General features: G+C 53.6%; 11 protein-coding genes and 1 pseudogene. 7 read left to right on the forward strand and 5 right to left on the reverse strand.

Translation table 11 applies throughout. The annotated features are described in order from the left end of the window. Positions 1-548 precede the first annotated feature (548 nt). From JNJ77_04575 to JNJ77_04590, 4 genes are read left to right on the forward strand one after another with little or no spacing between them, the layout of a single operon-like run. Positions 549-1,778 carry a DUF58 domain-containing protein gene (locus JNJ77_04575; protein MBL8821842.1) on the forward strand — a complete coding sequence of 410 codons (1,230 nt, stop codon included), beginning with the start codon at positions 549-551 and terminating at the stop codon, positions 1,776-1,778. Further along, positions 1,768-4,071, forward strand: a complete 2,304-nt coding sequence (locus JNJ77_04580) for a hypothetical protein (protein ID MBL8821843.1) — start codon at positions 1,768-1,770, stop codon at positions 4,069-4,071. Before JNJ77_04575 ends, JNJ77_04580 begins: the two co-directional genes overlap by 11 nt. Further along, complete coding sequence (locus JNJ77_04585) at positions 4,068-5,018, forward strand: MoxR family ATPase (protein MBL8821844.1); 951 nt, start codon at positions 4,068-4,070, stop codon at positions 5,016-5,018. The genes JNJ77_04580 and JNJ77_04585 overlap by 4 nt, the downstream gene beginning before the upstream one ends. 2 nt (positions 5,019-5,020) lie before the next feature. Further along, a complete protein-coding gene (locus JNJ77_04590; GenBank protein MBL8821845.1) occupies positions 5,021-6,598 on the forward strand; it encodes a permease in 1,578 nt (525 codons plus the stop codon). Positions 6,599-6,618: 20 nt separating this feature from the next. On the opposite strand, the gene JNJ77_04595 is transcribed toward JNJ77_04590, so the two are convergent. From JNJ77_04595 to JNJ77_04605, 3 genes and pseudogenes are all read right to left on the reverse strand, one after another. Beyond that, positions 6,619-7,044 (reverse strand): carboxypeptidase regulatory-like domain-containing protein, encoded by a 426-nt coding sequence (locus JNJ77_04595; protein ID MBL8821846.1) that lies wholly within the window; start codon positions 7,042-7,044, stop codon positions 6,619-6,621. A gap of 6 nt (positions 7,045-7,050) precedes the next feature. Beyond that, positions 7,051-8,052, reverse strand: a complete 1,002-nt coding sequence (locus JNJ77_04600) for a DUF1559 domain-containing protein (protein MBL8821847.1) — start codon at positions 8,050-8,052, stop codon at positions 7,051-7,053. A 391-nt stretch (positions 8,053-8,443) separates the two neighbouring features. Further along, positions 8,444-9,216 (reverse strand): annotated as a pseudogene (locus tag JNJ77_04605) (IS5 family transposase). A 278-nt stretch (positions 9,217-9,494) separates the two neighbouring features. Here JNJ77_04605 and JNJ77_04610 point away from each other — a divergent pair. Together JNJ77_04610 and JNJ77_04615 are read left to right on the forward strand one after the other, a co-directional pair. Beyond that, positions 9,495-10,376, forward strand: coding sequence for a nuclear transport factor 2 family protein (locus tag JNJ77_04610; GenBank protein MBL8821848.1), 882 nt, complete (start codon positions 9,495-9,497; stop codon positions 10,374-10,376). A gap of 71 nt (positions 10,377-10,447) precedes the next feature. After that, positions 10,448-11,674 (forward strand): hypothetical protein, encoded by a 1,227-nt coding sequence (locus JNJ77_04615; GenBank protein MBL8821849.1) that lies wholly within the window; start codon positions 10,448-10,450, stop codon positions 11,672-11,674. A 60-nt stretch (positions 11,675-11,734) separates the two neighbouring features. Here the strand turns inward: JNJ77_04615 and JNJ77_04620 are convergent, their stop codons facing one another. Then, the gene (locus JNJ77_04620; protein ID MBL8821850.1) at positions 11,735-12,049 is read right to left on the reverse strand and encodes a hypothetical protein; all 315 of its coding nucleotides are present in this window, start codon (positions 12,047-12,049) and stop codon (positions 11,735-11,737) included. 138 nt (positions 12,050-12,187) lie between these two features. Between JNJ77_04620 and JNJ77_04625 the strand changes: the two genes are divergently transcribed. After that, a complete protein-coding gene (locus JNJ77_04625; protein ID MBL8821851.1) occupies positions 12,188-12,982 on the forward strand; it encodes a hypothetical protein in 795 nt (264 codons plus the stop codon). Here JNJ77_04625 and JNJ77_04630 read toward each other — a convergent pair. Beyond that, entirely contained in the window at positions 12,972-13,913 is a 942-nt protein-coding gene (locus JNJ77_04630; GenBank protein ID MBL8821852.1) for a DUF4931 domain-containing protein, read from the reverse strand. The genes JNJ77_04625 and JNJ77_04630 overlap by 11 nt on opposite strands. Positions 13,914-14,236: the final 323 nt, after the last annotated feature.

Genomic DNA, 14,236 nt, shown 5'->3' on the forward strand with positions numbered 1-14,236 from the left:
GGGTTCCCCTGTCTCAGCGTGGAATCTTCAGAGGAGTGTGCGCTCCTCGACCACAATGCGGGCTTGGTTCTCCCCATCCCCAAGAGCATATGATGAGATTTTACACCCAGACCCACCAATACTACTGAGGCGTTGATCTCCATGCAAGAAGTATGGGAGAGATGTTTTGGGTGGAAACATCTCTGTCGAGGGGGGTGCTGTTAACTGGCTTGTATTAGAGAAGTACATTTCTACACTCCGGCTGGGCGGCTTGTTGAACAAGTACCACCGCCGAGCGGCGTGAGTGGCTGATTCGGTCAGAATGATTAATCGGTTTTGAGTTCTCACTTCTCATCATGGTCATCCGTGATCATGCCTTTGTGGCTATTCGTTCAGTGATGGCGTTTTGAGCACTTTTGTACCTGACGCAGACGATTCTTAACGATTGACTTATTAGTTATACGATGTAGTATAATGTATACTTAAGTATAACCGTCAGTGACATGATTTTCCCTTTGTCTGAATCATCAACAACAGTATGCCACGCCTTATCACGCTGGAAGCGGTTGATGGACTTTATCCATCACGATTACCTGCCTCTTGTGGATGGCTATCTCATCGACTGGATGAGAAAGCCGCTGGGTATACTGATCCTGGCGACCATTTTTGCCGGGCTGTGTGGCTGGGTCGTGCATCCGCATGGTTATCTTGTAATGTCGATACTGCTGGCGGTTCTGGTATCAGGGCTGGTCTGGCCCTGGCTTACGATGCTGGGAATATCAGCTGAACTTGAGTTTGGCGGCACGCGAGGCCGGGAAGGCGAATCAGTGCCAGTGAAACTGCGGATTCAAAACCGCATGCCCTGGAATGCCTGGGGGCTGGGACTGCAGATTACCGAAACAACGCAGACTGAAGCCAGTGTCGTTCGTGCAGCAGGCTGGAAGACCACGGTGATTGCCTGGGATTTTGTCCCCATGCAGCGAGGCGAATATCCACTGAACACCCCGACACTCTATTCCGGTTTTCCGTTTGGACTCTGGAAGGCCAGGCGGCAGGTTGCGATATCACAGCGATTGCTGGTCTGGCCGAGTACGGTGCCGGTGGGAGCCATGCCCGAAGTTACCGGTTCTGATCATCACGAGGGACAGGTGTTCCGCAACAAGCCGGGCGATGCGGGTGACATCCTCGGAGTCAGGCCGTTTCGCGAAGGTGATTCGCTTCGCCGAATTCACTGGGCCCAGACGGCTCGTTACGATCGGCTCATCGTGTGTGAACGGCAAACGCCCGGTTTGCCTGCCATTCGCATTACCGTCGATACGGATCCAGCCATCCATGCGGGGGAAGGTTCGGAGAGTTCGCGGGAATGGGTGATCCGGCTGGCAGCCAGTTTCTGTACGGAATGGCTGAGTCAGGGTGCCCAGATCGAGGCAATCATTCAGGGAAAGCTGTATCATGCCGCAGGTGGCACAGCCCAGCTTCGCAAACTGCTGGATGCTTTGGCCCGCGTTCAGCCTGCGGGCGATCAGCCACTGGCTGAAGTTTCCCGCTTGCCTGCCTGTATTCAGTGCCGGGCGAGTTGCAGTGTGGTCATCACTACCGATCAGGGCATGGAACAAATGCCACGCACCGCATTTCGCGGTCAGCATCCGTTATATGTGGTGCTGCATCGCGCAGCAGTGGTAGAAGCTGTATCACAATCATGCACCTTGCCCCATAAGCCCTGGATGGAAATCCGCCATCGCGATGAACTGACGACCCAACTGCGAACCAGTTGGAAAGGGGGCAACTGTGGCTGTTAAGCTTCCACGCTGGCAACTGGTGCTCACCTGGCTGCTGGTAGCCTTGGCGGTACTGGCCACTGAGCTGGCAACCATCAAGCCCGGCTTTGCATACGACACGAACCGCTGGTTGGATTGGCTGATCACTCTGTTGTTGACTGCACCCCTGGCCATCATGGTGGCACGACATCAAGCGGGAAAGTCAGCAACTCGCGTTCCACCTGTTCTGTTCATTCTGACATTGAGCCTGTTTCTGCTGCCTGTCCTTATGGCCTTGACCGGTCGGTTACTGGGTTACCAGGGTTTGCTGCTGGAGATCATCCTGGCAGCATCACTACGGAACCTGGCCATCGCTTTGGCATGCCTGGTGCATTGGCCTCGCTTGATCTATTCTGCAGCGATGGTCAGCCTGTTCCTGATGGTTTTTGCTCTGGTACAGGGGGAAGGAAAACTGATCCTGGCATGCCTGGCACTCTATTCGGCTCTGGGCTGCTGCTGGCTGCTCAACTGGTACTGGCTGCATCTGGTGAAGCAGGAACATCGGTGTGCAGCGCCGTGGGGCGCCATCGGCCTGTTGATGCTCATTCTTTCGGGCATTCTGGTGATGACGCTGGTCGGCCCAGCCAAGGCTGCACAAACCCTCTGGGGTTTTCTGCCCAGTTCAGGAGGCCGCGACGATTACGATCCCTTCTCGCGAGGTGGAGTCAACACCGGTGATGAGGTGATCAAAGGTTCGCAGGAATCCACCAGCACCGGCATGACCGACAGCGACTTCTTCCTCGACAGCCCGGACGATGCCCTCTACGATGTGGCACACGATCTGTATGGCGACGTTATCAAGCCTCGCGACTGGCAGCGAACGATTGCCTTGCCTGCCGAGAAAATGCTCAAGAAGGAAATCATCCCGGCCGAATCGCTGAATGCTTCGAAAGAGTTTTCACTGTTGCGCCAGCCTCCGCCTCCCACTGGCGAGATGGGCAATCAGGGGCCGAGCGCGCTGCTCTATGTGCAGGGTCGAGTGCCGGTGCACCTGCGTTTGAAAGCTTACGAACTGTTTGATGGCATTATCTGGAGCGAACCGGAATACCATGGCTCAACTGGTGATGTTCATCGCGATGAAGCGCCGTGGATGAAAATCAGTTACTACCAGTGGCCTGAGCTTTTCTCACAGCCTGAAAAACATGTCATCAAGATTGCCAGATTCAAGACCGATGCCTTGCCGTTTCCGCCACAGATCCAGCGTTTCCGTGTAGGGAAAATTCATGATCGCACGTTTTTCGGCTGGTCGCAGGATGGCATTCTGCGCATGGTTGAGCGCAACGTGCCAAAAGGCACGCTGACCGAAGTGGAAACCGCGGTGGTGGATGTCCGCCTGCTTGAAAGTAAAAGACTGGCATGGGACAAACCAACGCGCCTGCTCAACTATGTCAGTCTGCCGGGCATCGATTCTCTGGTCGAGAAGTTGAATGCCCTGGCCTTGCGCTATGCAGGTGAAACGCCACGGGGCTGGAAACAGATTGAAGCCATCGTCGCCGGGGTACGACAAGATTTTCAATTGAACCGTAAAGCTCAGCCACCGGCGGATTGCCGCGATGTGCTCAGTCATTTTCTTGAGTGTCGCACCGGCCGCGATGTTGATTTCGCCACGCTCACCGCTATGCTGCTGCGAACGCAGGGCTACCCGTGCCGGGTGGTGAGTGGATTCTATGGCGACCCGGCACATCACGATGCCAATACGGATCACACGCTGATTTTCAAGGATGACATGCATTTCTGGGTTGAAGTGCTGGCAGGCGGCAAAGTCTGGGTGCCCGTGGAACCGACGCCCGGTTATCAACTGGCCTCGCCGCTCTATTCGTGGATAGATCGCCTGCAACAAGCCGCTGCTGCCTTCTGGCAATGGTGCCTGCAGCATCCGCTGGCTATGGCTCTGCTGCTGGGGCTGGTGCTGGCAGCGATCATCAACCGGCAGGAACTGCTCGATCGCTGGTATCGCCTGCGCTGGCGCTGGCTGACAGGTCAGTCACCCCGCGAGCAGTTGCGTTTCACCCAGGCGCTGCTGGATCGCCGCAGCCGGGGCACCGCCTGGCAGCGACCGTGTGGCATCACGCCGAGCCTCTGGTATCCACAGCAGTGCCCGGAACTGGATCGCTGGGCCGCCATGTTTGCCTGGGCTGGATACGCTCCACCGTATGTCGAGTGTCCCTGGACGGTTCACGAAGTTACTGCCACCTGCGATACCATTGTCCAGAGCTATCCCCGACGGCAAGTGCGACGACTTTCGTCATCTCAAACTTCGACTTTATCACCATGAGTGCACCATTGAATAAAGCTCCTGTTTCACTTCAATCGTTAGACAGCCTGCGTCACCGGCTCAACAGCACGCTGCTGGGCAAGCCCCAGGTGATTGAGCAGGTGCTTGCGTGCCTTCTGGCACGCGGCCATCTGCTGCTGGAAGACCTGCCCGGACTGGGCAAAACCACGGTTGCCAAAACCCTGGCAGAATCGATAGGCAGCACCTTCGCCCGTGTGCAGTGTACGCCCGATCTGCTGCCCGGCGACATCACCGGCTTCAGCATCTTCAATCAGCAGACGCGCGCCTTCGAATTCCGGCAAGGGCCGGTCTTTGCCGACATCCTGCTCGCGGATGAAATCAACCGTGCCACGCCACGCACCCAGAGTGCACTGCTCGAAGCGATGGCAGAACACCAGGTAACCGTGGACAATGTCCGCTATCCCCTTTCCAAAATCAGCTTCGTGATGGCGACGCAGAACCCGGTGGAACATCATGGTACCTATCACTTGCCGGAAGCTCAGCTAGATCGCTTTGCAATGAAGATTACCATCGGGTATCCTTCGCCGGAACATGAAGCGCGGATGCTGGCTCAGGCCATTGAACAGGCAACAACTGCTGAAGTGCCAGGTGCCCCGAAACCGCTACTGACCATCAACGAACTGATGCAGATGCAGCAGCAGGTGGCGCGATTGCCGGTGCAGGCTCAGGTGCAGCAGTATCTGGTAGCGCTCGGTACAGCTACACGCAAGCACAGGCAGGTAACGCTGGGTTTAAGCCCGCGTGGGTTGTTGCAGTGGCAGCGGGTAGCCCAGGCCCGGGCGTTTCTGCTCGGCCGGGGCTTTGTCACTCCTGACGACATTCAGGATGTTGCCTTGCCGGTGCTCAGCGTGAGGCTGGGCATTGAGCCGGAAGCTGTCAAAACAGTCATTCGTGATATCCTCGATTCCGTCCCCGTACCGGTGTAACCATGGATCCAGGGCAAATGTTTTTTGGTGGATTGCTGCGAGCCGCCCAGGCGGGATTGGAAGCAGCGCCAACGCTCATCTGTGGCCTGATCATCGCTGCGGTGTTCAGCCAGATGCTGGGGCCACGACGTACTGCCCAGCTTTTTGGCGAAGGCACCCGACAGGCTCTGCTGCGTGCCTGGATTCTGGGAATGCTGCTCCCCGTCTGTTCGCTCGGCGTATTCCCCATCATCCGGGAACTGCGGCGCAGCGGCATCTCCGGCGGCAGCATTCTCGCCTTTGCCCTTTCGGGACCGCTGTTCAATCCGCTCACGTTTCTTTATGGCCTGACGCTGTCAGAACCGATGGTGATCATCTGCTTCAGCTTTGCTTCGCTGGCCGTCGTCACGATTGCCGGGCTGGTGTGGGACAGATTGTTCCCTCACAGCGCGATGGAACTGCCTGCGGAACCTCCCCCGCTTCCATACGGCTTAACGCGGCTTTTTGCTGTGCTGCTGGCTGCCTCACGAACACTGGTCAGTTCTTCCATGCTCTACATGATGATGGCTCTGATCGGCGTGGGGCTGCTGGGGGCGTTCATTCCCTTCGGCGCACTCGAGACGACCATGAAACACGACGACCCGATGTCTCCCGTCATCATGAGCGGAGTGGCCACGCCGGCCTACATTTCGCCCATGCGGGCCATGATGCAGATGGGACTACTCTTCGAGCATGGCAATTCGGTCGGCGCCGGGCTGACGCTCCTCATACTCGGTGCCGGGTTTAACCTCGGTGTCATTGTCTGGATCTGGCGCTACTACCATACACGGGCGATGATCACCTGGCTGTTGCTGCTGGTGCTGACGGTGCTGGCGATTTCTTATGCAATCAACACGCCGCTCGATTTTGCTACCAACCGCGAAGGGCATACTCATGCGTTCGATGAATTCACCAATCCGTTCCATCATCCGCTCTTTGCAGCCGAATATCTCACGCAGATTAAGGCCAAACTCAGCGAAAGAATGGAAGTCCATGAGTATGTCAGCCTGTATGCCCTGGCCGGTCTGGCCGTGCTGGGATTGCTGGTGCGCCTCAGCGAGCGGTTCGGGTCGTGGGAAAGCTGGCTGCGACGAAAACCACAGAATGCAGAAACCGACGTGAACGCCCCCTGGTGGAACCGGCCCCTACCCAACAGGGTGCTGGCAGGCATTGCCCTGGTTGCACTGGTGGCGTTCAGCATCCTCGGGTGTTATCTCTATTATCCTGACGAAAGTGTTTTGTTTGATCAGATGCGGGTGTACCGTGTCGAGGTGCAGTCGGAAGTGCTGAGCTACCATCCTGAGAAACCGCAGGATCACCTGCAGCGGATGATTCCCAAGCTCGATGACCTGAGCCGCAAGCTGGAAGTGAGTCTGTTTCTGCGTCGCTGGACGCTGGACCCGACTATCCATGAACTCGCCGAGGAATACCGCGAAACGCTGGAGCATCTGCGTGATGGAGCCCGTGAGAAGAAACTCAAGCAGGAAGAACTGCCGGGGTACAATGCCACGATCTATCGTCTCCACGAAGCATTGCGAAAGAAAGTGAAGGAAGGCGCTTGAACCAGGTGACTGTTGACAGATCACCGCTGTGCGGCAGAATCGAGAATCAGTTCATAGACATTGTCTCTATCGGGCTTCACTTCATACTCCAGGCCAGACGATTCAAACCGAGCATACTTGGGATTCAGCACCAGTGGTGCGTGGTGTGCCTTGGAATGGGAACCGGCGCCATCGATCACCAGCATTTGGATTACAGCCACGCGATAAGCGCCAGGCAAGGCGCCAGGTTTGCCACCCGAGGTAATCGTGAAGGTTCCATCGGGGTTTGTCCTGGCCCGTGCACCGTGTCCGGCCAATGAACTGAATTCGACGATTGCCCCGGCGACCGGCTTGCGATCCTTCAGGAGCACGCGGCCAGTTACCGGGTAGAGTTTATCGCTCGAAGAGCCGCAGCCTGCCAGAGAACTGGCTGCGATCAGCAATGCCAGAAAGAATCGGTTGGACATGAAGAATTAGAAATCCGGAATTTCCCGGCCATCATTGCGATTGCACAAACGAGACAGCACTTCGGTACTAATCTGATTGCTCAGCGGTATGACGCGACCATCGACAAAGGCAAACTGGCAGAGTCCGGGATGCCAGCTTCCAAAGGCAAACAAGCCGAGTCCATTGACATCATCGTTGGGACCATTGGCAATGGGCACCCCTACGCCACCCACTCTGGCGGAATAGTAAAAGCGGGAACCATCGTAGGCCGGGCCATTGTCGGGAATGGTCGCCAGCTTGTTGGCCTGTACATGCATTTCGCCAATCAAAATGGTTTGCGCGGTGCCATCGCGGACATCAGCAATGCGGATGCGGTCGCGCCAGTTGTCGCTGCGGCCACCATCAGTCGGGCGGGCCGAGATCAGCACGCCCGTACCCTGACCACCCCAGTAGAAATCGGTTTCCAAACCGCTCGCGCCGGGGGAAAGGTCCCCCATGTTGGCAGCATAATCGGAAGCTGCACCGCCGGGCACAATGGCGGGTGGGAACCCGCATCCACAAGGCAGCACAAATCCACCAGTCGTTGTTGATTCCACTACCGCTTCACTGGGGCTGCGTCGCGTTGGGCAGATATAGAGTTTCACCACATTGCGGCGAACGGATTCATCATGCGAGCCGAAAGGCTGCATCATATTCCACCGGGAGTATTCATTATCTTTCTCCAGGTAGGGTAAAATGCGCACTTTCCAGGTCGGGAAATCCAGATCGGGTGAAACAGCAAAAGGAGGGATATTGTAAGGCTGAAACGCCAGTCGAGCTGGTGGAAAGAAACCGTAGTCATGATGATAATGGAGCGTCGCCAGGGAGATTTGCTTCAGGTTGTTCTGGCAGAGCAGACGGTTGGCGGCTTCCCGTACTTTCTGAATGGCAGGCAGCACCAGTGCCATCAACAGCGAAATGATGGCGATCACCACGAGCAATTCAATCAGCGTGAAACCGATTCGTCGAGAACTGGCGAAATATCTCATGTCAACCTCAATTGAAATCCAACTTCACTTCACACATTGATTAAATGGGACAGTGCGGGAATGGGAATTCTCCCAGAACACCGACTGCAAATGGCAAACTGCGCAACATCCCTGCGCGATTCATCAACCTTGATTTATTGAAATAAGTATAACCAATACATACGTATTACCCCAAGCATTTTTCCCATTATTGATGGTATATGATGCGTGCAAATTGCATTGTGGTGTCGCAATAACTGAAAAATCAATAGAGTAGCTCGAACCCCTCTAGTTATACTAAGTATAACTTCTATGTGATATTACGCGTTCGTATAACTATGCTCTTCGCCGAATAGAGCGCGCTTCAAGAAATCCTCTGGTATGTCGAGAGTCATACGAGCGTGTTGACAAATTACCTGAGCAGCATCATTACAGAGCCTAACTGGAAGAACCCCAAGAAGTTCTGTCCAGTTTTTTCGTACTTGGTGGCGATACGGCGGTATCGTTTGAGCCAGTTGAACGTCCGCTCCACGATGTTCCTCATCTTGTACCAATGTTGGTCATACTCTCGCGGCTCCTTGCGATTCTTGCGTGAGGGAATCACGGCTTCAATCTCTTCTGCTTCCAATGTTTTGACGAACGCTTCACTGTCATAGCCTTGGTTGGCAATGGCGATTTCCACTTCAACATTTTTCATCAATGCAGGGGCTTGGGTAATGTCATGCACTTGACCTGGAGTAAGGATCATTTGCTGGGGGTTTCCCAATCCGTCCACGCGCAGATGCACCTTGGTTGTCAGGCCCCCACGAGACCGCCCCATGCCCTGCTTGGCTCGACTCTCCTCGCACGAAAGCCCCTTTTTCTAGCACCCGCAGCATGCTGATGCGCACGCATGATCGTGCTGTCGAGCATGGCTACTTCTTCGTCGGGCTGCTCATTGAGTGCTTGCATGATACGGGCCCAGACACCCAAACGACACCAATTGGAAAAGCGTTTGAAGACGGTATTCCAAGGACCAAACTCGGCTGGAAGATCACGCCACGGGCAACCGGTTCCCAGAATGTAAAGAACAGCATGAACGAATCGTCTCGTATCTTTGGGACGGCGACCCACTTTACCTTCCTCAGCCGGAAAGAGGTGACGAATCCGCTCATACTTCTCTTCGGATATCGAATGCCGTTCCATGGCAGAATCTCCTGATTTGACAGAAGACCCTATACCTGATTACGCTGGCTTGTCTAGAGTATTTCCACACGCCCTAATCTTTTGTTAAGTGGACAAATCTCTGTCGTTTTGCTTGTATTCTGCATTTCTCTCCATTACTATCCGTGCATTACTGGGTTAAGCAAATTGGTTGAAGCTGCTCATCCACAAAAAGCGAGTGAGTAGTATTCAATCAAACACCCCTGCTTTTACGTTTTTAGCTGGGTAATGGCTCGATATTCTTCATAGGAGTAGCATCAATGAAAAGGTTGTTATTGCTGTTCGGTATTCTGACTGTACTGGCTGTAGTCAGCCAGATGACAGCGGATGATTCGCCTGCTCGCAAGTCCGCAGAAGCGGAAATTCGTTCGCAGGCAGTTGCATTTTGCAAAGCCTTCAACCAGGGCAATGCTTCTGCGGTGGCAGCCTTCTATTCCGATGGCTGTGAATACACCAGCGAGACGGGACGAAAACTCGTGGGCCGCTCTGCTATCGAAGCAGCTTACACTGAACATTTCAAAACCAACCCGGGAGAGACCATTTCGGTGGATATCACATCCATCCGGTTCCCCTCAACTTCCATGGCAATTGAAGAAGGAACCATTGAAACGCGATTCGCCCAAGAGACTGCATTGCCAAACTGTTCCCACTATCGAGCAGTACATGTGCTGGAGAATGGGAAATGGCTGACTGCCTTGTCACAGGAATGGGGCGTAAGTCAGGACAAGATTAAGGATTTGAGCTGGCTCATTGGTCAGTGGGACGCTACCACCAAGCAGGGCGTGATCCAACTTCAATTTGAATGGAATGAAAAGAAGAACACTATCCTGACCCGATTCACCATGAAGAATGGCGACAAGGTACTGGCTTCAGGCAACGGCAGGATTCATCAGAATGGCCGTGGCCTGGTTGGTAATTCCTATCAGGATAATGGAAAACACGGTGAATCGATTTGGTATCGTGATGGCAACCGCTGGATTGCTGAAGACTCCGAGACCGGTCCCGATGGTGCTGCCTCGCGATCTGTGAACATTCTTACTCGACTGAACGACAATTCATTACTGTGGCGGACTGTCGAACGCACCATCAATGGCGAACCAGCCCCCGATGAAGTGCCAGTCAAACTGACTCGCAGCAAATAATAATCAGACTCCGTGTGAGTCACTGTTTCATTTCCCATTTCATTCGTAAGGACTGCTTAAGGATACTCAACATGAAAACTCTACGCTGGTGTATGATCGTGCTGGCATTGGCTTGTCTGGTGCCATTGAATCTGGAAGGTCGAGGCTTTGGAGGCCGAGGCTTTGGTGGTGGAGGAGGCGGTTTTGGAGGCGGAGGCCGCAGCTTTGGAGGAGGTGGCTTCGGTGGCGGAGGCGATCGCGGCTTCGGAGGTACTGGTGATCGTAGTTTTGGCGGCGGTGGATTCGGTGGTGGCGGTGATCGCGGGTTTGGTGGAGGCGGCTTTGGCGGTGGAGGCGAACGTAGCTTCGGAGGCGGTGGTGATCGCGGGTTTGGCGGAGGAGGTTTCGGAGGCGGCGGTGAACGAAACTTTGGCGGTGGAGGAAGCGTTGAACGTAATTTCGGCGGTGCAGGCAGCTTTGCACGTGACGGACGTTCAGGCGAAGGCGGCGTGGGCCGTTTTAACGATGGCAATTTCAACCGGGCAGGTACAGCTACCGCTCGCACTGGTGCCTGGTCAAACAACATAAGCCATTACGGAGCATACTCCGCGTCAGGCTATCATGTACAGGCCTGGAGTCATGGCTACATGAACAGTCACGCTGTAGCGGTACGGGGTAATTTCTACCACTGGAACTGTTTCACACCAGGCTGGTGGGGTCGCTATCCGGGAGCATGGACTGCTGCAGGATTTGCCGCTGCCAGCGCCTGGAATGTCGCCACCTGGAGCAGCCTGGCATCTTTCTGCAGCATCCCCGCTCAGCCAGTTTACTATGACTATGGCAACACGGTTACCTATCAGGATAACAGCGTTTATGTGAACGGTGACAATGTTGGCTCTGCATCCGATTACAATCAGCAGGCCATTTCGCTGGCTACTCAGGCTTCATCTGCCAGCACCAAACCAGACGAACCTTGGACACCGCTCGGCGTGTTTGCACTGACACAGGGATCGGAAACTAACTCCGAAAACCTGTTCCAGCTTGCCATCAGTAAAGACGGAGTCATTCGAGGCAACTACTACAACGGCTTAATGGATCAGACGACTCCCGTCAAAGGTTCCATCGACAAGAAAACGCAACGGGCTGCCTGGATCATTGGCGACAAGAAAGATCGTGTTTATGAAACCGGCCTGGAAAACCTGACACGGGATGAAACGCCAGTGCTGGTGCACATGGGGTCGGATCATACCGAGCAATTTATGCTCGTGCGGATGAAGAAGCCCGATAATGGCAAAACCAATGGAAGCAAAACACCCTGATCGACGAAGGTGTATGATCATTAACCAAACTGCCCCTGTGATGAATAGGGGCAGTGTTCTTTACAAGGGCTTGTTCCATAGCAATATGTGCGCGATCGTCGATACCAGCCAGCCCAGCGTAAAAATCACAGGTAGGTTAAAGAGGATTTGCATGCGGAGTGAGGAGGCAACGGACCGATGTCCTGCAGCCAGGTGTTCTTTGCGGGCTTCGTAGTTGCATAGTATCCAGAGAACGCTGATGACAAACCCGAGAAAAGAAACCGCTGCACGATGCGGATTGGTGTCAGCCGTGCCCAAAGCAGCGACCAGGAAACTGCTGGGAATCAGAAAGATCTCAGACAACTTAATCAGATCAGGCAGCTTGGATTCAGCCATGACATCATCACCCGATAGCAGAAGATGAACTTACTATATGGCGCAGGGTTTACGTGAACGTAGTCCAAAAAAAGGGTTACGAATCTAACTGTGTCCTGTTACAATCAGAAAGCTCGTACCGCGATTCAGGAGATAGCTATGGCTCCTCAGCAATACAGTCCAAATCAGATACTGCTCGGATTGCGATCATTTCTAAAAGATGAAGTAGGCGCGGATACAAGCTTCAATCTGGAAACTAATGTTATTCAGTACTTTCATGATCCAGAACTGGCTGAGGTGGACCTGGCAGATGTACTGGAGAGTATGGAAGAGTTCTTTGGTTTTAAATGCGGTCTTGCGGAATGGGAAGAACTATTCCATTTTGAACTGGCACAAAGCAACCCGGCTCTGTGGAGACAATCCATTGTCCCCACAGTCACATTTGGAAAGCTGGCTGAGTTTATTGCCCAACGTGCACCAGTCACAACGTCGTTTGCACCAATGATGGTTTTAGGTAATCGCTGTGCAACTGCTGGTATTTTCATGGGATTGATGCAGACTGCCTCCCGAGTTGTCAGAGTCGAGAAGCGTTTTGCACCCCATACGCCTATACGCGATGTTCTGAAAGGACGTAAACTCGATAAATTCTGGACTCATTTGCGTTGGATGACGGAAAACAACATACCTGAACTGCCTGCATCCTGGCGTTTTGCTTGTCATTCAGTGGGATTGTCAGTATTGGCTTTTATTCTGGTGCTTTTCATTCTTTTGGTTCTAGTCAAAGTCTTTGCCAATCCATGGCTACCAATGGCTGCTCCAGTGTTTGCGATAGTCGTCTATCTATATGGAAAAATGTATTTGGACTGGGTCAATCCCTTGCCTACGTCCATCGTAACATTTCGCGATCTAGCGATGTTGATCGATGAGAACAGAAAAGCAAATATTAACCCCTGAGACTCCCTGCGGCATATTCAGGCAAGACTGGATTCACATGCATTCCTGAACCCAATTCCAGCCCAGCCCATGTTGTCAGTCGAGGGATGATTTCCAGTCGCCAGCCAATTGATGTACTTTGGGGTGGCAATCGCCAGACGATGTTGTGGGCAAACAAGCCAAGTACCGATTGCATTCGTTGCAACACATGCTTCATATGGTGTGCCAACTCTATCCATTCTAATTGCTGCAATTGAAGATAGGGCGTTTCGTTGCGAGGTAGCAGCCAGACTTCGTAAGGAAACCGGCTGACTGGTGGACAAAGTGATACAAACATATCAGCTCGATGCACCAGAGTTTGGCTTTTCTCCATCTGCTCCATCAAATGAGCAGCATAAGATTGACCTTGTTCTGCCATCCACTGCCTTTCACTCTTGGCTTCCACCGCTAATTGTGCAGGAAGATGATTCAATGCCATCACCTGCAGATGGGGATGAGCGAGGGATGCACCTGCCAGCCGACCAACATTCTTGAACACCTGAAAGGACTTGATAGCAGCATCATTCTTCCAGCAAAGAAGCCTGTCTGCAGTGACCTTAAACACGCGGCTGAGATCTTCGACTGGTATTGTCAGCCAGTCATCGTTATGCCGGGCCGATTCGATCAGAACTTCGTGATAGCCACCTGCTGGCGTGGATGAACCAACTGCCACAGCGGGAAAACGATTAGGCACCATGCGTTGCTGCCAGGATTTGCCAGTCTCGACCGGCCAACGCCACGTTTCGGGTGGCGTTTCATGTTCATTCCCGGGACAGAACGGACAGAATGCATCTGGCGGATATTCGATGCCACCCTGGTGAAAGGCATTGGAACGCGATGCACGGATCGGAGCGTAATAAACCTCCACCCCTGAAATGGGGTCGATACAGAGAGTTGTACCAGATTGCGACATGTCATTGTCTTATCGAAACTGTAATCAATCAGCATTCGATCTCTACATTGCCCTTGTTCAGAAGGAAATCATCAAACTGTTCAGATAGGCAACATTGCATCCAGCTATTCGGCTTTCTACTGTTATCGTTGATACTCCTGCCGTACCTTAACCATCGCTTGGATTATGATGCCCAGAACGTTAGAGCTTTTTGCGCCATGAGCCGAAAGGTATTGCGCGACAACAAGTTGGGCTCCATACTAGGCACCAGAAGTACCACCTTCGGAGCCGATTATGGAGCACCAACTCTGGAATGCTATTGTGACCACTCTTGCCGCACTCTG

Source organism: Planctomycetia bacterium (assembly GCA_016795155.1).
GTDB lineage: Bacteria > Planctomycetota > Planctomycetia > Gemmatales > HRBIN36 > JAEUIE01.